This window comes from Streptomyces nanshensis, assembly GCF_001751255.1.
Taxonomy (GTDB): domain Bacteria; phylum Actinomycetota; class Actinomycetes; order Streptomycetales; family Streptomycetaceae; genus Streptomyces; species Streptomyces nanshensis_A.
Map to the genome: position 1 here is coordinate 1 of NZ_LJGW01000422.1, position 20350 is coordinate 20350.

The window sequence follows — 20350 nt, forward strand, 5'->3', positions numbered from 1 at the left end:
GTGCCCGCCGGTGCCGGGACGAGCGGGCAGCGACTCGATCCGCGCGAGCCGCTCCCGGATCCCGCCGCTCTGGTCCACGACGGCGGGCACGTCCGCGAGCCCCGCCGCGGCCGAACTCGCCGCCGGGAGCGGCCTGATGCCCTCCAGCACGGAGTGCCGCGCGGCCCAGTAGCCCAGCGCGTGTGCGAGCTCCGCGACCCGTGGCGCCGTACGGGGCGAGAGCGGGGAGCCGCCCTGCCGCTCCTCCTCGGCGAGCAGCGTCCGCACGGCGTGACCCACCCGGATCACCCCGTGCGTCGCCGCGGCGCTGATACCGGGCAGCAGCCGGGGCCACCACTCGGTGAGCACCGCGCGCCAGGGCCGCTCCTCCAGTGCCCGTTCGAAGTAGGCGATCCAGTCGGCCAGCCGCCGCGGATCGCCCAGCGCCTCGCGCCAACTCCCGTCCGTGATCCGCGCGTACGGGGCGGGCATCTCCTCCAGACGGTCCCGGTAGCCGTCGATCCACCGGTGCACGGAGCGTGCCTGACCGCGCCGCACCAGGGCCTCGACGGCCATGGGCGCGTGATTGCTCAGCCAGTCCTCGCGCTCGGGTCCGCTGCTGTGCAGCCGCTCCAGCGCCTCGTCGAGAGTTCCGCTGCCGTCGGTCCCGGTCCCGTTTCCGTTTCCGGTTCTGGCCTCGGTTCCTGTCCCCGTCTCGGTCTCGTCGCTGTCCATGACGCCGACGCTAGAGCCGTTCCGCACGGCATGTAACGGGCGCGGGCCCTGGGCCGTTCGTCCTGGGTCCGCGGGGCGGTCGGACCATGGGCGTAGGGCCGGCGTGGCGGATCGACGGGCCCCCGCTTCGGACGCACTCCACCCGCCCCCAGCCCCAACCCCGGGCAGCGACCCGGCAGATCAGCCCTCGTCGGCCGCGGAGACGAGGACGACCTCCAGCGTGCGCGGACCGTGTACGCCCTCGACGCGGTCGAGTTCGATGTCGCTGGTGGCCGACGGGCCGGAGATCCATGTCTGCGGACGGGACGGGTCCAGCCGTGCCAGTGCCTGTGGTACCGAGTCGACGATCTGTTCCGGGGCCCGTACGACGCAGATGTGGTGGTCCGGTACGAGGGAGATGCGGCGGCGGCCCTGGTCCGCGCCCGCGTCCAGCACGATCGTGCCCGTCTCGGCGACCGCCACCGCGCAGCCCGTCAACACGCTGTCCAGGGCGTCGAGTTCACGCGGCGGCATGGACGGGTCGTCGGCGACGCGTTCGATCTCGTCCGGCAGCCAGTCTGCCGGGATGCCCGGCGGTGCGACGACGCTGCGCGCGCCGCGTGCGGCCAGCAGTTCCGCGATCAGCGCGGGCAGCCCCGACGGCGGGCAACGGTGCACCAGGGCGCGGTAGTCGGCGAGGTTCTCGGCGAGCAGATCGAGCCGCTGGGCGTCGCTGCGCCTGGCGTGGGTGTCCCAGTAGTCGCGGGGGACGGGCGAGTTCTCCGGAGTCTCCTCGCGCGGTACGTCGGTGAGCGCGCGCCGGATGCGGCCGAGGACGATATCGCGGCTGCTCACCGCGCACCCCCGTCCCGGCGCTCCCCGCGCTCCCGTACCTCCGCCTTCCCCGAGTCCGCCGACCCCGCGTCCGGACCGCGGGTGCGCCGCCACCAGTCGCGGAAGGACTCCGGCGCCGGACGCGGCAGATCACGGCTGTCCGACCACGCGCGGCCCGCGCCGGGCAGCGGCAGCCGCCGGGGCGTCAACCGCCGCGCGTGCGAGGCCATCCGCATGCCGGCGCGCAGCGCGCGCGGATGCTCGAACGTCCAGCGCGCCGCCCGCATCGCCGCACGCTCCGCGGCGTGCCCCTTCGCGGGCTTGACGGTCGTACGGCGTCCCCGGACGCTGACGGTGCCGCCCTCCACGACCCGCTCCCGCAGATGCACCAGCACCTCCGGGATGTCGATCGCGACGGGGCACACCTCGTAGCACGCGCCGCACAGCGACGAGGCATACGGCAGCGACGCGTCCAACTCGCTGCCCACGCCCCGCAGTTGCGGCGTGAGGATCGCGCCGATCGGCCCCGGATAGGCCGAGCCGTAGGCGTGCCCGCCCGCGCGCTCGTAGACCGGGCAGACGTTCAGACAGGCAGAGCAGCGGATGCAGCGCAGCGCCTGCCGCCCGACGGTGTCGGCCAGCGCGTCGGTGCGGCCGTTGTCGAGCAGGACGAGATGGAAGTCGGAGGGGCCGTCCTCGTCGGTGGTGCCCGTCCAGGTGGAGGTGTACGGATTCATCCGCTCCGCGGTGGAGGAGCGCGGCAGCGTCTGCAGGAAGACCTCCAGGTCCTGCCATGTCGGCACGACCTTCTCGATGCCGACGACGGAGATCAGCGTCTCGGGCAGCGTCAGGCACATGCGGCCGTTGCCCTCGGACTCCACGACCACGAGGGTGCCCGTCTCGGCGACCATGAAGTTGGCGCCGGAGACGCCCACTTTCGCGTTCAGGAACTTCTCCCGCAGATGCAGCCGCGCCGCCTCCGCCAGTTCGCGCGGGTCGTCGCTGAGGTTCTTCGGCGCGGCCCGTCCCCGGTCGCCCATTTTGCTGCGGAAGATGTCGCGGATCTCGTCGCGGTTGCGGTGGATCGCGGGGACGAGGATGTGGGAGGGGAGGTCGTCGCCGAGCTGCACGATCAGCTCGGCGAGATCGGTCTCGTGCGCGGAGATCCCCGCCCGCGCCAGGGCGTCGTTGAGCCCGATCTCCTGTGTGGCCATCGACTTGACCTTGACGACCTCGCTCTCGCCGGTCCGGAGCACCAGGTCCGTGACGATCCGGTTGGCCTCCGCCGCGTCCTGCGCCCAGTGGACATGGCCGCCCGCGGCCGTCACCGCGTCCTCCAACTGCTCCAGATAGTGGTCGAGATGGCGCAGCGTGCGCTCCTTCAGGGCCGCGCCCGCCGCCCGCAGCTCCTGCCAGTCGCCCAGCTCCGCGACGGCCTGCTCCCGCTTGGCGCGGATGGTGTGCGTCGCGTGCCGCAGATTGCCGCGCAGCCGCATGTCGCGCGTCGAGGCCGCGGCCGCCGTCGGGAAGGACGGCATGCCCAGATACGTACCGCTCACGACGGTGCCTCCTCGGTCGCTGCCAGGATCTCGGCGATGTGTACGGGACGGGCCGCGGCGCCCCGCCGGGCGAGGGTGCCGCCGATGTGCATCAGACACGAGTTGTCGACGGTGCACACCGCCTCCGCGTCCGTCTCCTCGATGTGCCGGGCCTTGTCGGCGCCCATCGCGGCGGAGACGTCGGCGTTCTTCACGGCGAACGTGCCGCCGAAGCCGCAGCACTCCTCGGCGCCCTCCAACTCGACCAGGCGCAGGCCCTTCACCGCCTCCAGCAGCCGCCGGGGACGGTCGCCGAGACCCAGCATCCGCAGCCCGTGACAGGTGGGGTGGTAGGTGACGGTGTGCGGGTAGTACGCGCCGACGTCGGTGACGCCCAGCACGTCGACGAGGAACTCCGTCAGCTCGTACGTACGGGCCGCGGTGCCGGCCGCGGCCTCCGCGTCGATCCGCGGGTGGTTGTCCCGCACCATCGCCGCGCACGACCCGGAAGGCACCACGATGTGGTCGTAGTCGCGGAAGACGTCCGCGTAACGGCGGGCGAGCGGCGCCGCCTCGCTGCGGTAGCCGGTGTTGAACTGCGGCTGCCCGCAGCAGCTCTGCTCCTCGGGGAAGCCGACCTCGACGCCCAGCCGCTCCAGGAGGGTCACGACGGCCTGCCCGGTCCCCGGGTAGAGCGCGTCGTTGATGCAGGTGATGAAGAGCGCGACCCGCACGTCCCCTCCTCGCTGTGACGGTGCTGTCTCGTGACGGTGCTGTCTCGGTTCCCGTGTCCCGCCGTGCCCGGTCGTCTCCGCCTGCCCTGTCCTGTCCTGTCCTGCCCTGTCGTGCCGGTGGCGGCTACCGGTGCTCGCGTATCTCCCGTGCGGCCCGCGCCCACTCCTCGGGGCTGCCGTGGCCGTCGCCGGGCTGATACGTCCGCAGCGGCAGACTGTCACACAGCAGCGCTCTGACCAGCCCCAGGTCACCGGGAATCACTCCGTGTGCCCGTGCCTGCACGACGAGGTTGCCGACGGCCGCCGCCTCCGCGGGCCCGGCGACCACGGGCAACCCACAGGCGTCGGCGGTGAGTTGGCACAGCAGCTCGTTGTGCACACCGCCCCCGACCACGTGCACCGTCTCGACCTCGCGGTCCGCCAGGCGCTGTGCGTCCTCCACGGCCAGCCGGTGTGCGAGCGCCAGCGAGTCCAGTACGCACCGCGCGGTCTGCGCCGGACCCTCGGGCACCGGCTGCCCCGAGGCGCGGCATGCGTCCGCGATGCGCTCCGGCATGCCGCCGGGCGGCAGGAACCGCGGGTCGGCCGCGTCGAGTACGGACCGCAGCGGCGCGCACGAGGCGGCGGCGCGCAGCAGCGCAGACAGCTCCTGCGGACGTCCCTCCGCCTCCCATGTGCGCAGGCACTCCTGGAGCAGCCACAGGCCCATGATGTTGCGCAGGTAGCGGACGGTGCCGTCGACGCCCAGCTCGTTGGTGAAGTTGGCCGTGCGGCTCTCCTCCGACAGTACGGGGGAGGCCAGTTCGAGCCCGGCGAGCGACCAGGTGCCCGTGGCGATGTAGGCGAAGCGGTCCCCGGTGGCCGGTACGGCGGCGACCGCGGAGGCGGTGTCGTGCGACCCCACGGCGGTCACCGGCACGGGCCCCTCCAGACCGGTCTCCTCCCGTACACCGGGCAGCAGTTCGCCCGCCGGGTCGCCGGGCTCGCGCAGCGGGGCGAACAGCGAGAGGTCCACGCCGGCGGCCTCGGCGACGGCGGTGGAGAAGCTGCGGGTGCGCGGGTCGAGAAGCTGGGTCGTGGAGGCGTTGGTCAGCTCCGTGCCGCGCACGCCCGTCAGCCAGTACGAGAGCAGATCGGGGATGAGCAACACCTGCCGTGCGGCGGCCAGTTGGGCGCTGCCGCGCGCCGCCACGAGTTGGTACAGCGTGTTGAACGGGAGGTACTGCAACCCCGTGTGCGCATACAGCTCCGCCGGCGGTACGGACCGCGCGACACGGTCCGCCATCCCCTCCGTACGGGCGTCGCGGTAGTGCACCGGGTTGCCCAGCAGCGCGCCGTCCGCGTCCAGCAGGCCGTAGTCCACGGCCCAGGAGTCCAGTCCGACCGAGTCGACCCGGCCCGCGGCACGCAGCCCGTCCAGCACGCCCTGGTACAGCGCGAGGACGTCCCAGTGCAGCGTTCCGCCCGTACGCACGGGCCTGTTGGGGAAGCGGTGCACCTCGCGCAGCCGCAGTGTGCCGCGCTCGGCGTGGCCGGTGACGACGCGGCCGCTGGACGCCCCGAGGTCCACCGCCGCGAACGTGCCGGAGCGCGGGGAGCGTCGGGCGGCGGAGGATGAGGGTGACACGGCGGCGGACCTCGTTCGTCGGGGGCGGAGCCTGCTGGGCCTGCTGGGCCTGCTGGGGCGGAGGGTGCGGGACGTACGCGGGGCCTACCGGAGGGGTCAGCGCAGGAAGGCGGCGGCGACTCCGGCGTCGACGGGGATGTGCAACCCCGTGGTGTGGCTCAGCTCGCCGCCCGTCAGCGCGAACACGGCGTTCGCGACATGCTCGGGCAGCACCTCGCGCTTGAGCAGGGTGCGCTGGGCGTAGAACTCGCCGAGCTTCTCCTCCGGTACGCCGTAGACCGCCGCCCGCTGTGCGCCCCAGCCGCCGGCGAAGATACCGGAGCCGCGGACGACGCCGTCGGGGTTGACGCCGTTGACACGGATGCCGTGGCCGCCCAACTCCGCGGCCAGCAGCCGCACTTGGTGCGCCTGGTCGGCCTTGGCGGCGCCGTAGGCGATGTTGTCGGGACCGGCGAACACGCTGTTCTTGGACGCGATGTAGACGATGTCGCCGCCCATGCCCTGCGCGGTCATCACCCGCGCCGCCTCCCGCGAGGCGAGGAAGGAGCCGCGCGCCATGATGCGGTGCTGGACGTCCCAGTCCTTCGCCGTCGTCTCCAGCAGCGGCTTCGAGCGGGAGATGCCCGCGTTGTTGACGACGAGGTCGACGCCGCCGAAGGCGAGTGCCGCGGAACGGAAGGCCGCCGCGATCTCCTCCTCGGAGGTGACGTCGGCTTCGACGGCCAACGCCCGGTCGGTGCCGCCCAGTTCGTCCGCGACCTCGGCGGCGCCCTCCGCGTCCCGGTCGGCGACCACGACGCATGCGCCCTCCGCGGCGAGACGCCGCGCGATCGCGCGGCCGATGCCCGAGCCGCCGCCGGTCACCAGCGCCACCCGCGCCGCCAGCGGCTTCGGCGCCGGCATGCGGCGCAGCTTGGCCTCCTCCAACTCCCAGTACTCGATGCGGAACTTCTCCGACTCCTCGATGGGGGAGTAGGAGGAGACGGACTCCGCCCCGCGCATCACGTGGATCGCGTTGACGTAGAACTCGCCCGCGACACGGGCCGTCTGCTTGTCCTTGCCGAAGGAGAACATCCCCACGCCCGGCACCAGCACGATCGCGGGATCGGCTCCGCGCATCGCGGGGGAGCCGGCGGTGGCGTGACGCTCGTAGTACACGCGGTACGCGGCCCGGTAGTCCTCGTGCAACTCCCGCAGCCTGGCGGCGACGTCGTCCAGCGGGGCGTCCCCGGGCAGGTCCAGGACGAGCGGACGGACCTTCGTACGCAGGAAGTGGTCCGGGCAGGAGGTGCCCAGCGCGGCCAGGCGCGGATGCTCCTGCCGGGAGAGGAAGTCCAGCACCGTGTCCGAGTCGGTGAAGTGGCCGACCTGCGGCCGGTCCGTCGAGGCCAGTCCGCGGATCACGGGCGCCAGCGCGGCGGCGCGCTCCCGGCGCACGTCGCGCGGCAGCGGCGCGCAGCCCTCGCGCGGGGGCCCGAAGGGGTCCGGGCGGCCGTGCCCGGCGAGGAACTCCTCCGCGGTGCGGATGATGTACAGCGAGTTGCGCTCGCACTCCTCGCTGCTCTCGCCCCACGCGGTGATGCCGTGACCGCCCAGGACACAGCCCACGGTCTGCGGGTTGGCGTCCTTCACCGCGGCGATGTCCAGCCCGAGCTGGAACCCGGGGCGCCGCCAGGGCACCCACACCACGCTCTGCCCGAAACACTGCCGCGTCAGCTTCTCGCCGTCGGCGGCGCAGGCCAGCGCGATGCCGGAGTCGGGGTGGAGATGGTCGACATGAGCGGCGTCCACCAGGGCGTGCATGGCGGTGTCGATCGAGGGCGCGGCACCGCCCTTGCCGTGCAGACAGAAGTCGAACGCGGCGACCATCTCGTCCTCGCGCGCGAGACCCGGATAGACCTCCTTCAGGGCGCGCAGCCGGTCCAGGCGCAGCGCGGCGAGACCGCCCTCGGTGAGGGTGCCCAGATCGCCGCCGGAGCCCTTCACCCACAGCAGTTCCGTCGCGCCGCCGGTGACGGGATCGGGGGCGGTGCCCTTGGCGGAGGTGTTGCCGCCCGCGTAGTTGGTGTTGCGGGGGTCGGCGCCCAGCCGGTGCGAGCGCTCCAACAGGGCCTCGACCGCCGGGTGTTGACGTGTGCTCATGCCGTTACGCTCCCCAGCCCGCCTGCTGCCCGCCCTTGCGGCCTTCGGTGATCTTCTCCGCCCAGCCCGAGCGCCGGTAGGCCGCCACGGGGTCCGGATCGCGTCCGCTCTCCTCGCGCACCTGCGCCAGCAGCGGCCGTACGTCGGTGTCGTACGCGTCCATCAGCACGGCGTTGGCGCCGAGCACATCACCGGAGCGCTGGGCCTCGGCCAGCGCCTCGCGGTCCACGAGAAGCGCCTTGGCCGTGGCCTCCTGCACGTTCATCACCGAGCGGATGATCGCGGGGATCTTCGGCTCGATGTTGTGGCACTGGTCGAGCATGAAGGCGATGCCGGCGGCCTCCGACAGGCCGTCGCCGCGCACCACTTCGTACATGATGCGGAAGAGCTGGAAGGGGTCGGCCGCGCCCGCCATCAGGTCGTCGTCCGCGTAGAAGCGGGAGTTGAAGTCGAACCCGCCGAGCTTTCCCTCGCGCAGTAGCAGCGCCACGATGAACTCGATGTTCGTGCCCGGCGCGTGGTGGCCGGTGTCCACGACGACCTGCGCCTTGGGCCCGAGGCGCAGACAGTGCGCGTAGGCCGTGCCCCAGTCCGGGACGTCCGTGGTGTAGAAGGACGGCTCGAAGAGCTTGTACTCCAGCAGCATTCGCTGTCCGTCGCCCAGGCGTGCGTACACCTCCGAGAGCACCTCGGCCAGCCGGTCCTGGCGTGCCCGGATGTCGTCCTGGCCGGGGTAGTTGGTGCCGTCGGCGAACCAGAGCTTCAGGTCCCGCGAGCCGGTCGCGTCCATGATGTCGACGCACTCCAGGAGATGGGACAGCGCCTTGCGGCGCACCGAAGCGTCGGGGTGGGTGACCGAGCCGAGCTTGTAGTCGTCGTCCTGGAAGACGTTGGCGTTGACGGTGCCCAGCCGCAGCCCGCGCTCCTGCGCGTACGCGGCCAGCGCGCCGTAGTCCTCCACCCTGTCCCAGGGGATGTGCAGCGCGACGGTGGGCGCGACTCCGGTGTGCTCGTGGACGCGTGCGGCGTCGTCGAGCTTCTCCTCGGGGGTGCGGGGAACGCCCGGCTGCGCGAACACCTTGAACCGCGTACCGGAGTTGCCGTAACCCCACGAGGGCGTCTCGATCCGCTGTGCTGTGAGGGCGGCCTTGACGGCCGACAGGTCGGGGTCCGGCATGCGGCTCCTCTCAGGGTGCTCGCGGGGTGCGGTCACGAGGGTGTGAACGACGGCGGAGAAAGGGGACATGAAACGATTCACGGAACGTACTTCCGCAGGTCCCGGGCGTCAAGAGGCCCAACTGACCCGCTAGGTACGGCAGTCGGGACGGTGTACGGCGCCCGGGACGGGCGCTGCTCCCGCGCCGCCGTCAGTCGCCGGTGCGGAAGCGGTGCGTTCCGGACCCGGCCGCGAAGACCGCGCAGCCGTCCTCGGCACGCAGTAAGCGGACTCCCTCCGCACGGACCGAGGACGCCTTCTTCGCGGGCACCCACACCTCCGCCGTGGTGTTGACCGGAACGGTGACGGTCAGCGTGAGACGGTCGCCCCCGTCCAGCCGCCAGTGGGTGCGCACGGGTCCGTAGAGCGAGTCGTAGCGCGCGCTCGCGGTGCGCACTCCGCCGCCCGGCCGCGGACGCACCACGATCCGGCGGAAGCCCGGCTCGCCCGGTGCGATGCCCGCGAGGTTCTGGTAGATCCACTCGCCGACGCTGCCGTAGGCGTAGTGGTTGAAGGAGTTCATCCCCACGTCCTGGAAATCGCCGTCCGGCTTGATGGAGTCCCAGCGCTCCCACATCGTCGTGGAGCCGCGGTCGATCTGATAGCCCCAGGACGGGAACGTCCGCTGGTGCAGCAGCCGTTGGGCCAGCTCCGTGTGCCCGGTGCCGGTCAGCGTGGGCAGCAGCCGCGGCGTGCCGAGGAAGCCGGTCGAGAGATGGCCGTCGCGCTCCTCGATCAGCTCCACGAGCCGGTCGGCGGCCGAGCGCCGTGCCGCGGCCGTCGGCAGCAGGTCCATCGAGAGCGCAAGGACGTACGCGGTCTGGGTGTCGCCCTTGATCCTTCCGCCTGCTTCGGCATAGGCGTCGTTGAAGGCGTCACGGATGCGGTCGCGCAGCCGCTCATAGGGCCCGGCGTCCTCCTCCAGCACCTCGGCGATCTGTGCCACCAGTCCCGTGACATGGGCGAAACAGGCGGTCGCCAGCACGTCCTTGGGGGTCTCGTCGTCGACGTTCAGCCAGTCCCCGTAGCCCTCGGCGGGGCGCAGCAGTCCGTCGCTGTGCTTCTCCAGATAGCCGATCCAGCGGCGCATGGCCTGCCAGTTCTCCTCCAGCACGCGCCGGTCGCCGTACGCCCGGTACAGCGCCCAGGGCACCGTGACCCCGGCGTCGCCCCAGCCCGCCGCGCCCCGGCCCACCGACCCCAGGAAGGGCGCGACGTCGGGGTAGGCGCCCTCCTCGTCCTGGCCGTCGCGCAGATCCTGGAGCCACTTGGTGAGGAAGCGCGCGGACTCCATGGTGTAGGCGGCGGTGGGCGCGAAGACGTTGATGTCCCCGGACCAGCCGAGCCTCTCGTCGCGGGCGGGGGTGTCGGTGGGCACCGAGAGGAAGTTGCCGCGCTGCCCCCATGTGATGTTGCTGTGCAACTGGTTGAGCATCGCCGAGTCCGTCGAGAAGTCCATGGTGAACGGCGCGGAGGTGTGCATCACGCGGCCTGTGACCGCGTCGCGCGGCGGCGTGCCGGGGTAGCCCGCGACCTCGACGTAGCGGAACCCGTGGAAGGTGAAGCGGGGTTCGTAGGTCTCCCGGCCGCCGCCCTTGAGTACATAGGTGTCGGCGGGGCGTGCGGTGCGCAGATTGGCGACGTAGAGGGAGCCGTCGCGGTCCAGGACCTCGCCGTGCCGGATGCGGATCCGGCGGCCCGCCTCGCCGCCGGTGACCTTGAGGCGGACGTCGCCGACCATGTTCTGTCCGAGGTCGAACAGAAAGACGCCGGGCCGCACTTCACCGACCCCGACGGGTTCGATCTCCTTCATCACCCGGGTCGGCGCGTCCGTCATCGCCACGACCTCGGTGTCGACGCCGGACGCCGCGACGGCTCCGGACCACTCCGCGTCGTCGAATCCGGGCCCGGTCCAGCCGGGTGTCTCCGCGCGGGCGTCGTACTCCTCGCCCATCACCAGATCGGAGGTCACCAGCGGCCCGGTCGCCGCGCGCCACTGCTCGTCGGTGACGACGGTCTCGGTGCGGCCGTCCTCGTACGTCACCTCCAACTGCGTACGCAGGGCGGGCCGTTCGCCGTACTGGCGCTGCCCGAACCAGGCGATGTGGCCCGCGTACCAGCCGGGGGCGAGGGTGACGGCGAGCGCGTTCTCGCCGCCGCGGACGGCGTCGGTCACGTCGTAGGTCTGGTATGCCACGCGCTTGCGGTAGTCCGTCCAGCCCGGGGTCAGCCGGTCCTGCCCGACGCGCTCGCCGTTGAGATGCGCCTCGTAGAGGCCGAGCGCCGTGGCGTAGAGCCGGGCGCGGACGACGCGTGCCCCGGACAGCCGGAAGGAGCGGCGCAGTTGGGCCGGCGACTGCTGTGCCGCGACCTCGCCCCACGGGTCCGCGCCCCACGCGGCGACCTCGCGTGCCGCGGACCATCCGCTGTCGTCGAACTCGGGCGTGTGCCAGTCGTCTTGGGGCTTCTCGTCGGTGGTCCGCCAGCCGGCGTCGGTGCCGAAGCGGGAGGTGCCCTCGTCGGTGGTGACCTCCAGCAGCGCGAGCAGACCGGCCGGGCCCTCCTCGGCGTTGGTGGCGGAGACGGCCAACACGTTGGCGCCGCGCCGCAGTTCACGGGTGACGTCGACCAGCGCGGGGCCCGTGTGGTTCTTCTGTACGGACAGCGCCTCGCGCGTGGCGACCTCGGTGCCGTTGAGGCGGACGGTGAAACCGTCGTCGGCGGCGACGACCAGCCGTGCGCTGCGCACCGCGGACGTCACCTCGGCGCGGCCGCGGAACCAGCGGGTGGCGGCGGGCACTTGGGAGGCGGGGTCGCCCTCGGGGAACCAGATCCACCGGGTGCCCTTCAGAGAAGGAGGCTCGACGAGCTCCGGCGGCGCGGCGATCCAGCCCGCCGTCCACTGCCCGCCGTCCGTCAGCCCGGTCTCCCACCAACTCGGCGCGCTCCAGGGGGAGGGCCGCCCCTCGCCGTCCCACACCCGCACCGACCAGTGGTAACGCGTACGGGGATCGAGCGCCGGACCGTCGTAGGGGACGAGCACGGACTGCCGCGAGGCGCGCCGTCCGCTGTCCCAGACGTCGGGGTCGCCGAGGCGTTCGGGACTGGAGGCGACCCGTATCCGGTACGCGTGCTGGAGCTGGTCCGGCACCGGTGAGCTGAGGGTCCAACTCAGGCGCGGGCGCGGGGTGTCCAGGCCCAGCGGACGGTCGGCGTACTCCGTGGTGAGGCCCCCGGCGCGGAGCACACCGGTGCCTTCGCCTCCGCCGTCGTCGCCGTGGCCGGCGTCGGCGGCGTGCGCGGAAGGCGCCAGGGCGGGGAGCGTACCGGCGGCGGCGCCGGAGACGGCGGCCGTGGCGACGAGGCGGCGTCTGCTGATCACGTGCACCTCCTGAGACGGCCGGGGGTCCGGCCGGAGTCCGAGGGCGTAAAACGATTCAGTGCGCGATGCCAGGAACGTAGAGCCAGCGGGGAGGGACGTCAAGAGAGCCGACACAGCGGCCATTTGCCTGCTGCGTACCCCCTTGACGGTCCTTCGGCCGGGGGCTAGCTTCCCCAAAACTCGTTTGAAACATTTCATTTGCGCGGCCCCGTCCGGCACCCGGACCGGCCCCTCGGGCACCGCCGCGCCGCACACCCGGCACACCGGCACACGCGACACCGGACGTACGGCACCACTGGAGGAGCAGCACCATGACGCAGCCCGAACCGGCCGCGGCCCCGGCGCCGGTCCTCGCACTGGAGGAGGTGACCAAGTCCTTCGGCAACGTGCGCGCGCTGCGCGGAGTCTCGCTCCGGCTGCACGCCGGTCAGGCACACGCCCTCGCCGGTGAGAACGGCGCGGGCAAGTCCACGCTCATCAAGATCCTCGCCGGGGTGCACGGTCCCGACTCCGGCACCGTCCTGCTCGACGGCCGCCCGGTGAGTTTCGCCGGACCGGCCGGCGCCCGCGACGCGGGCATCGCCGTGATCTACCAAGAGCCCACGCTCTTCGCCGACTTGTCCATCGCGGAGAACATCTTCATGGGGCGCCAGCCCCGGCGCGCTCTGGGCCGCATCGACCACGCCGCCGTACGGGAGGCCACCGCCGCCCTCATGCGCCGGCTCGGCGTCGACCTCGACCCGGACCGTCCCGCACGCGGACTGTCCATCGCCGACCAGCAGATCGTCGAGATCGCCAAGGCGCTCTCCTTCGACGCCCGCGTACTGATCATGGACGAGCCCACGGCCGCGCTCACCGGCACCGAGACGGCACGGCTCTTCGCCGTCGTCGACGCACTGCGCGCCGAGGGCGCCGCCGTGCTGTTCATCTCCCACCGGCTGGGCGAGATCTTCGAGTTGTGCGGCAGCGTGACGACGCTGCGCGACGGCGCGCTCGTGGCCACGGAGGACCTGGACGGGCTCACCGAGGACGACCTCGTACGCCGCATGGTCGGCCGCGACCTGGAGGAGCTCTACCCCAAGCAGGACACCGCGTCGGGCGAACCCGCCCTGACCGTCCGCAGACTCACCCGCGAAGGCGTCTTCCACGACGTCTCCTTCGAGGTGCGCCGCGGCGAGATCGTCGCCCTCGCGGGCCTCGTCGGCGCGGGCCGCAGCGAGGTCGTCCAGGCCGTCTTCGGCGTCGACAGCGCGGACGCGGGCGAAGTGGAGGTCGGCGGCGAGAAGTTGCGGCCCGGCTCGCCGACCGCCGCCATGCGGGCGGGAGTCGCGCTCGTCCCCGAGGACCGGCGGCAGCGCGGACTGGTGATGGAGATGTCCATCGAGCGGAACATCGCCCTGACCGGACTGGACCGGCTCGGCAGCGCCGGAGTCGTACGCCGCACCCTGGAGCGCTCACGCGCCGCGGACTGGGCGGTGCGGCTTCAGTTGAAGTACGGGAGGCTCTCCGACTCCGTCGGCGTCCTCTCCGGAGGCAACCAGCAGAAGGTCGTGCTGGCCAAGTGGCTCGCCACCGAACCCGGCGTCCTCATCGTCGACGAGCCCACCCGCGGCATCGACGTGGGCACCAAGGCCGAGGTCCACCGGCTGCTGACGGCGCTGGCCGCGGACGGCATCGCCGTGCTGATGGTCTCCTCCGACCTGCCCGAAGTCCTCGGCATGGCCGACCGCGTGCTGGTGATGCACGAGGGGCGCCTCGTCGCCTCCCTACCGCGCGCCGAGGCCACCGAGGAGTCCGTGATGGCGGCGGCCACCGGACGCAGCAGTGAGGAAGCCGCGTGAGCACGGCACTCGACCGGCAGTCGCAGCAGCCGCCGCAGTCCCCACGGCCCACGGACGAGAAGCCAGGGCCGCGCCGCTCGGCCCGCTCGCTGACCGATCTGGTCTTCCGCGTACGGGAGTTGAGCATCGGCGGTGCCCTCGCGCTGCTGATCTTCGGCACCTGGCTGGCCAATCCGGGCTTCCTCGACGACCAGGGTGTGAAGGACCTCCTGCTCAACTCCGCGATCCTGGTGCTGCTGGCGACGGGCCAGTCCGTCGTCGTCCTCACCCGCAACATCGACCTGTCGGTCGGCTCCGTGGTCGGCCTCACCGCGTTCGCCTGCGGCAGCTTCGTCTCCGGCACCCAGCACAGCGCGGCGACCGTGCTGCTGCTGGGCACCGGACTCGGCGTGCTGTGCGGGGTGCTCAGCGGACTCCTCGTCAGCTTCGGCAGGGTCCCCGCGCTCGTCGTCACCCTCGGGATGCTCTACGTCATCCAGGGCACCGGCCATGTCTGGGCGCACGGACGGCAGATCAACGCCGCCAACGTGCCCGAGGGAGTGCTGAGGCTGGGCAGCGGCAGCGTGCTGGGCGTCCCGTATCTGCCGCTGATCTCCGCCCTGGTGCTCGCGGCCACCGCGTACTACCTGCGCACCTACCGCAGCGGACGCGAGCTGTACGCCATCGGCTCCAACCCGGAGGCGGCACGGCTGGCCGGAATCCCCATCCGGCGGCGGGTGCTGGGCGCCTACGCCTTCTCCGGCGCGGTCGCCGGCTTCGCCGGAGCGCTGTGGCTCGCACGCTTCGGCACGGTCGTCGCCGACGCCGCGAACGGCTGGGAGTTGACCGTCGTCAGCGCCGTGGTCGTCGGCGGCGTCGCCATCACCGGCGGTGTCGGCACCGTGTGGGGCGCCGCGCTCGGCGCGCTGCTGCTCACCACCATCGGCAGCGCCCTCGTCGTCCTCAAGGTCAACCCGTTCTGGGAGCAGGCCATCACGGGTGCGCTGCTGCTCGCGGCCATCAGCACCGACCGCGTCGTACGCAGCCGTACCACCGAGGCGCTGCGGAAGAGGAGCAGGCAGTGAAGGGCCCCATCCCACGCACCGACACGGCGGACCGGACGGACGCGGCGGCACGGACGAACAGTGCGAACGGCGCGGACGCCGTGGCCACATCCGGCGCACGGCCCGGAGCCGAACCCGGGGGCGGCGCGGGCCGGTTCCTGCGCTGGGACACCGCCGTCGGCGTGCTGCTCGTCGCCGTCCTCCTCGCCGGAGGCGGCACCACGGACGGCTTCGCGGAGATCACCAACCTCTCGGCCGCCCTCAACGACACCGCCGAGATCGCGCTCATCGCGCTGCCGATGACGCTGCTCGTCGTCGCCGGGCAGGTCGACCTGTCGGTGGCCTCCATGCTCGGGCTCTCCAGCGCGCTCGCCGGTGCGCTGTGGGACGCGGGCTGGGCCTTCGAACTGATCGTGCCGCTCTGCCTGCTCGTCGGCGTGCTCGGCGGGCTGCTCAACGGCTGGCTCGTCACCCGTGTCGGACTGCCGGCGCTGGCCGTCACCATCGGCACCCTCACCCTCTACCGGGGACTGGCCTCCGTCGTGCTCGGCAACAAGGCCGTCTCCGACTTCCCCGAGTCCTACGCGCAGTGGGCCTCGTACACCGAGCCGGTGCCCGGCACCTTCATCCCGTACCCGATGGCGCTCTTCGCGGTGCTCGCCGCCGTCGCCGCGTTCGTGCTGCACTGCACGGCCGCCGGACGCTCCCTGTTCGCGATCGGCGCCCAGGAGGAGGCGGCCCGGTTCGCGGGCATCCGCGTCAAGCGGATCAAGCTCGTGCTCTTCGCCGTCGCGGGACTCACCGCGTCCTTCGCCGGGATCGTCTACACCCTGCGCTACGGCAGCGCACGCGCCGACAACGGACTGGGACTCGAACTCGTCGTCATCGCGTCCGTACTGCTCGGCGGCGTCGACTTCAACGGCGGCAAGGGAACGCTCGGCGGCGCCGTCGCGGGCGTGCTGCTGATCGGCGTGCTCAACAACCTGCTCACCCTCAACGGCGTGTCCAACGAGATCCAGGTCATCGTCACCGGCGTACTGCTGGTGATCTCCGTGCTCACCCCGCGGGTGATCGCCCTGGTCACCGAGCGGCGCCGGCGCCGCGCCGCGACCGCGGCCTGACACCGCCGGGCACCCCTGCCCGGCACATCCTGCCCGGGACTCGCGGCCCGGACCAAGAACCACACCACACCCCCGACTCCCTTCGAGCGCCCACCAGTTGAAAGGCCTCCCGCCATGCGACTGCACACCCGCAACCGCGCCCTCGCCGCCACCGCCGCGGCCTGCGTCCTCTCCCTCGCCCTCGCCGGCTGCTCCGGCACCACCAAGAGCGACGCGAAGGACGACGCCAAGGACAAGGCCGCCGGCGCCAAGGCCGACCCCGACGCCCCGCTGAAGAAGGGCCTGAAGCTCGCCTTCCTGCCCAAGCAGATCAACAACCCCTACGAGCAGATCGTGGACAAGGCGGGGATCGCCGCCGCGAAGGAGTACGACGGCAAGGCCAAGGAGGTCGGCCCCTCCGACGCCAAGGCCTCCTCACAGGTCAGCTACATCAACACCCTCGTACAGCAGCGGCAGGACGCGATCCTCATCGCCGCCAACGACGCCAACGCGGTCTGCGGTCCGCTCAAGCAGGCGATGAAGCAGGACATCAAGGTCGTCTCCTACGACTCCGACACCGACAAGGACTGCCGCCAGCTCTTCATCAACCAGGCCAGTTCGGAGGAGATCGGCCGCTCCCTGGTCCGGCGCACCGCCGAACAGATCGGCCACAAGGGGCAGATCGCGATCCTCTCGGCCACGCAGAACGCCACGAACCAGAACACCTGGATCGAGTTCATGAAAGACGAGCTGAAGAAGCCGGAGTACAAGGACGTGAAGCTCGTCAAGACCGCGTACGGGGACGACGACGACCAGAAGTCCTTCCAGGAGACCCAGGGTCTGCTGAAGGCATATCCGGACCTCAAGGCCGTCATCTCGCCCACCACCGTCGGCATCGCCGCCGCCGCCCGCTACATCAGCGACTCCTCCTACAAGGGCAAGGTCGTCCTCAACGGCCTCGGCACCCCGAACCAGATGCGCAAGTACATCAAGGACGGCACCGTCGAGGAGTTCTCGCTGTGGGACCCGCAGAAGCTGGGCTACCTCGGCTCCTACGCGGCGGCCTCCCTCGCCTCCGGGCAGATCACCGGCGAGCAGGGCGAGAAGTTCAAGGCCGGGAAGCTGGGCGAGCGCACCGTCGGCAAGGACGGCGAGGTCATCCTCGGCCCGCCCACGGTCTTCGACAAGAAGAACATCGGCGACTACGACTTCTAGGGCGGAAGGAGAACTGCCCGTGCAGCGCGTCTGCTTCCTGCTGAAGGTCCGCGCGGAACGGGCGGCCGAGTACCGCGAGCGGCACTCGGCCGTCTGGCCCGGCATGCGCGCCGCGCTCACCGAGTGCGGCTGGCGCAACTACTCCCTCTTCCTCCGCGACGACGGCCTGCTCGTGGGCTATCTGGAGACGGAGGACTTCGCGGCGGCACAGGCCGCGATGGAGGAACGCGAGGTCAACTCCCGCTGGCAGCGCGAGATGGCCCCCTACTTCGAGTCCCTGGACGGCGGCACGCCCGACGAGGCCATGCGGCCGCTCACCGAGATCTTCCACCTCGACTAGGGGGTGTCATGGGCCATGTCCCAAGGCACGCCCCGAGGTTCCGGCTCCGCACCACCAGCGAGGGAGCGACCGCTGATGACCACCACTCCCGTCCCCACGACCGTCCCCACCGCCCACGCCCCGACTCCCGTCCGCAGGCCCCGTATCGGCCTCGTCGCGGGCGGACTCGGCGCGTACTGGCCGCAGTTCCCCGACCTTCTGCCCCAACTGCGGCGCTCCGCACGGCGGGTGGCACAGCGGATGGGGGAGTTCGACGCCGAGGTCGTCGACGTCGGCTTCATCTCCGACGAACGCGAAGGAGCGGAGGCCGCCGAGAAGCTGCGCGCCGCCGACTGCGATCTCATCGTCGGCTTCCTCACCACGTATATGACGGCGACGATGCTCGTGCCCGTCGCCCAGCGCAGCGGCGCCCCCGTGCTGCTGATCAACCTCCAGCCCACCGAGGCCATGGACCACGCCACCTTCGACACCGGGCAGTGGCTGGCCTACTGCGGGGCCTGCCCGCTGCCGGAGATGGCCAACGCCTTCGAACGCGTCGGCGTCCCCTTCCGGTCCGTCTCCGGGTACGTCGAGGACGAGCGGGCCTGGCGGCGCATCGGGCACTGGATCCGTGCGGCCGGGCTGCGGGGGTCGCTGCGCACTGCGCGTCACGGTCTGATGGGGCACCTCTACCCCGGGATGTACGATGTCTCGACCGATCTCACGATGGTGCCCGCCACCTTCGGCGGACACGTCGAGGTACTCGAATTCGACGATCTGCGGGTGCGCGTGGAAGGCGTGACGGACACGGAGGCTGCCGCGCGCGTGGCCGAGGCGAAGGACGTCTTCGACCTCGACGCCTCGGTCGACGAGGACGACCTCGTCTGGGCGGCACGCGTCTCCGCCGGACTCGACCGCCTGGTCGCCGATTTCGGCCTGGACTCCCTCGCGTACTTCCACCGCGGCCTGGACGGCGAGATCCACGAGCGGCTCGGTGCCGGAATGATCCTCGGCGCCTCCCTGCTCACCGGCCGCGGTGTCCCCGCTGCCGGCGAGTACGAACTGCGCACCTCGCTGGCGATGCTGATCTGCGAACGGCTGGGCGCCCCGGGCTCGTTCACCGAGTTCCAGGCGCTGAACTTCCGTGACGGCGTGGTCGAGATGGGCCACGACGGACCGGCACACCTGGGGCTGGGCGGACGCCGTCCGCTGCTGCGCGGACTCGGCGTCTACCACGGCAAGCGCGGCTGGGGCGTGTCCGTCGAGTGCACGGCACGGCCCGGTCCCGTCACCCTCGTCGGCGTGGGCCAGACCCGCGAGGGCCGCTACCGGCTGGTCGCGGCCGAGGGCGAGGCGGTCCCCGGACCGCTGCTGCAGATCGGCAACACCACCTCCCGCGTCGACTTCCGCACCGACCCCGGCGAGTGGACGGACGCCTGGAGCGCGAGCGGCGTCGGCCACCACTGGGCCCTGGCCACCGGGGAGTTGCTGCCCGGACTGCGGGCGCTGGCCGACCTGACCGGCGTGGAGATGACCGAGGTACGCCCGTAATGACCCCTCGCCAGGTCGGCATCAAACAGGTCGCGCGTGCGGCGGGCGTCTCCGTCGGCACGGTCTCCAACGTGATCAACCGTCCGCAGACGGTCTCCGAGCCGACCCGTGAGCGCGTACGTGCCGTCATAGCCCAACTCGGCTACGTACGCAGCGAGTCGGCGCGGCAGTTGCGTGCCGGACGCAGCCGGATCATCGGGCTGCTGGTGCTCGATATGGCGAACCCCTTCTTCGTGGACGTCGCCGGCGGCGCCGAACAGGCCGCGCGTGAGGCGGGGTTGGGCGTCATGCTCTGCAACAGCGCGCAGAGCGCCGCGGAGGAGGCGGAGTATCTCTCGCTCTTCGCCGAGCAGCGCGTACGCGGTGTCCTGGTCACCCCCGCCGACGTCAGCGGCGGCAACCTCGCGGCCTTCCAGCGCCACGGCATCCCGTACGTCTCCGTCGACCGGGTGCTGCCCAGCGCGGAGGGCTGCTCCGTCTCCGTCGACGACGTCGCCGGCGGAGCGCTCGCCGCCCGTCATCTGCTGGAGTGCGGCCACCGCAGCCTCGTCTACGTCAGCGGCTCGATGCGGCTCACCCAGTGCCAGGACCGGTACGAGGGCGTGGAGAAGGCGCTGCACGGAGCGGGTCTGCGCGCCTCCGGGCGGGGCGCCGCGCTGCGGCACATCGAGGCGGAACGGCTGGACGTGGCGGCGGGACGCGACGCGGGGGCGCGGCTGCTGGGAATGCTGGGGGTGCTGCCGCGTCCGGCGGGGGTGTTCTGCGCGAACGACCTGCTGGCGCTGGGGGTGTTGCAGGCGCTGTACGGGGCGGGGGTCTCGGTTCCGGGGGACGTCGCGCTGGTGGGGTACGACGACATCGAGTTCGCGGCGGCCGCGGCCGTACCGCTGACGTCGGTCCGGCAGCCGGCGTTCCGCATGGGCCGTGCGGCGGCGGATCTGCTGATCGAGGAGACGGGCGAGGACGCGGCCGCCCACGAGCACCAACGGATCGTCCTCCAGCCGGAGTTGGTCGTCCGCGGCTCGACCAGGTCGCTCAAGAGCTGACCACGCCGTACCCGCCCCCTCCATGCGGGTCTCCACGCGAGGGCGCCGCCCCTCCGTACGGGACGGAGG

The 20350-nt window shown here is 72.1% G+C and carries 15 protein-coding genes; 7 read left to right on the forward strand and 8 right to left on the reverse strand.

What is annotated here, in order from left to right:
- From AN218_RS26470 to AN218_RS26505, 8 genes are all read right to left on the reverse strand, one after another.
- The coding region (locus AN218_RS26470) for a questin oxidase family protein (protein ID WP_141747701.1) at positions 1-714 on the reverse strand (714 nt) is incomplete at its 3' end.
- 180 nt (positions 715-894) lie between these two features.
- A complete protein-coding gene (locus AN218_RS26475; RefSeq protein WP_070019604.1) occupies positions 895-1548 on the reverse strand; it encodes a LutC/YkgG family protein in 654 nt (217 codons plus the stop codon).
- Positions 1545-3086, reverse strand: a complete 1542-nt coding sequence (locus AN218_RS26480; RefSeq protein ID WP_070019606.1) for a LutB/LldF family L-lactate oxidation iron-sulfur protein — start codon at positions 3084-3086, stop codon at positions 1545-1547. The genes AN218_RS26475 and AN218_RS26480 overlap by 4 nt, the downstream gene beginning before the upstream one ends.
- Positions 3083-3799 carry a (Fe-S)-binding protein gene (locus AN218_RS26485; RefSeq protein ID WP_070019608.1) on the reverse strand — a complete coding sequence of 239 codons (717 nt, stop codon included), beginning with the start codon at positions 3797-3799 and terminating at the stop codon, positions 3083-3085. Before AN218_RS26485 ends, AN218_RS26480 begins: the two co-directional genes overlap by 4 nt.
- 124 nt (positions 3800-3923) lie before the next feature.
- A complete protein-coding gene (locus tag AN218_RS26490; protein WP_070019610.1) occupies positions 3924-5426 on the reverse strand; it encodes a rhamnulokinase in 1503 nt (500 codons plus the stop codon).
- A 96-nt stretch (positions 5427-5522) separates the two neighbouring features.
- Positions 5523-7568, reverse strand: a complete 2046-nt coding sequence (locus tag AN218_RS26495; RefSeq protein WP_070019612.1) for a bifunctional rhamnulose-1-phosphate aldolase/short-chain dehydrogenase — start codon at positions 7566-7568, stop codon at positions 5523-5525.
- A 4-nt stretch (positions 7569-7572) separates the two neighbouring features.
- Positions 7573-8745 carry an L-rhamnose isomerase gene (gene rhaI, locus AN218_RS26500; RefSeq protein WP_070019614.1) on the reverse strand — a complete coding sequence of 391 codons (1173 nt, stop codon included), beginning with the start codon at positions 8743-8745 and terminating at the stop codon, positions 7573-7575.
- Between the two features lie 190 nt (positions 8746-8935).
- A complete protein-coding gene (locus tag AN218_RS26505) occupies positions 8936-12166 on the reverse strand; it encodes an alpha-L-rhamnosidase (protein WP_070019615.1) in 3231 nt (1076 codons plus the stop codon).
- 311 nt (positions 12167-12477) lie between these two features.
- Between AN218_RS26505 and AN218_RS26510 the strand changes: the two genes are divergently transcribed.
- The 7 genes from AN218_RS26510 to AN218_RS26540 all read left to right on the forward strand — a co-directional run bounded on the left by AN218_RS26510 (position 12478) and on the right by AN218_RS26540 (position 20281).
- Positions 12478-14007: a sugar ABC transporter ATP-binding protein gene (locus AN218_RS26510; RefSeq protein ID WP_070019617.1), complete on the forward strand. Its 1530-nt coding sequence runs from the start codon at positions 12478-12480 to the stop codon at positions 14005-14007.
- Positions 14008-14096: 89 nt separating this feature from the next.
- Positions 14097-15071, forward strand: coding sequence for an ABC transporter permease (locus AN218_RS26515; protein WP_070019626.1), 975 nt, complete (start codon positions 14097-14099; stop codon positions 15069-15071).
- An 80-nt stretch (positions 15072-15151) separates the two neighbouring features.
- A complete protein-coding gene (locus AN218_RS26520) occupies positions 15152-16171 on the forward strand; it encodes an ABC transporter permease (protein WP_070019628.1) in 1020 nt (339 codons plus the stop codon).
- A gap of 114 nt (positions 16172-16285) precedes the next feature.
- The gene (rhaS, locus tag AN218_RS26525) at positions 16286-17365 is read left to right on the forward strand and encodes a rhamnose ABC transporter substrate-binding protein (protein WP_070019618.1); all 1080 of its coding nucleotides are present in this window, start codon (positions 16286-16288) and stop codon (positions 17363-17365) included.
- Between the two features lie 19 nt (positions 17366-17384).
- Entirely contained in the window at positions 17385-17705 is a 321-nt protein-coding gene (locus AN218_RS26530; protein ID WP_070019620.1) for an L-rhamnose mutarotase, read from the forward strand.
- 75 nt (positions 17706-17780) lie between these two features.
- On the forward strand, positions 17781-19235 hold the full coding sequence (locus tag AN218_RS26535) for an L-fucose/L-arabinose isomerase family protein (RefSeq protein ID WP_070019622.1): 1455 nt from the start codon (positions 17781-17783) through the stop codon (positions 19233-19235).
- Positions 19235-20281 carry a LacI family DNA-binding transcriptional regulator gene (locus tag AN218_RS26540; RefSeq protein ID WP_070019624.1) on the forward strand — a complete coding sequence of 349 codons (1047 nt, stop codon included), beginning with the start codon at positions 19235-19237 and terminating at the stop codon, positions 20279-20281. Before AN218_RS26535 ends, AN218_RS26540 begins: the two co-directional genes overlap by 1 nt.
- Positions 20282-20350 lie beyond the last annotated feature (69 nt).

Bases quoted from the DNA above. Each gene is read 5' to 3' on its own strand.
- AN218_RS26495 (WP_070019612.1), bottom strand. From the start codon at position 7,568: ATGAGCACACGTCAACACCCGGCGGTCGAGGCCCTGTTGGAGCGCTCG.
- rhaI (WP_070019614.1), bottom strand. From the start codon at position 8,745: ATGCCGGACCCCGACCTGTCGGCCGTCAAGGCCGCCCTCACAGCACAG.
- AN218_RS26510 (WP_070019617.1), top strand. From the start codon at position 12,478: ATGACGCAGCCCGAACCGGCCGCGGCCCCGGCGCCGGTCCTCGCACTG.
- rhaS (WP_070019618.1), top strand. From the start codon at position 16,286: ATGCGACTGCACACCCGCAACCGCGCCCTCGCCGCCACCGCCGCGGCC.
- AN218_RS26535 (WP_070019622.1), top strand. From the start codon at position 17,781: ATGACCACCACTCCCGTCCCCACGACCGTCCCCACCGCCCACGCCCCG.
- AN218_RS26540 (WP_070019624.1), top strand. From the start codon at position 19,235: ATGACCCCTCGCCAGGTCGGCATCAAACAGGTCGCGCGTGCGGCGGGC.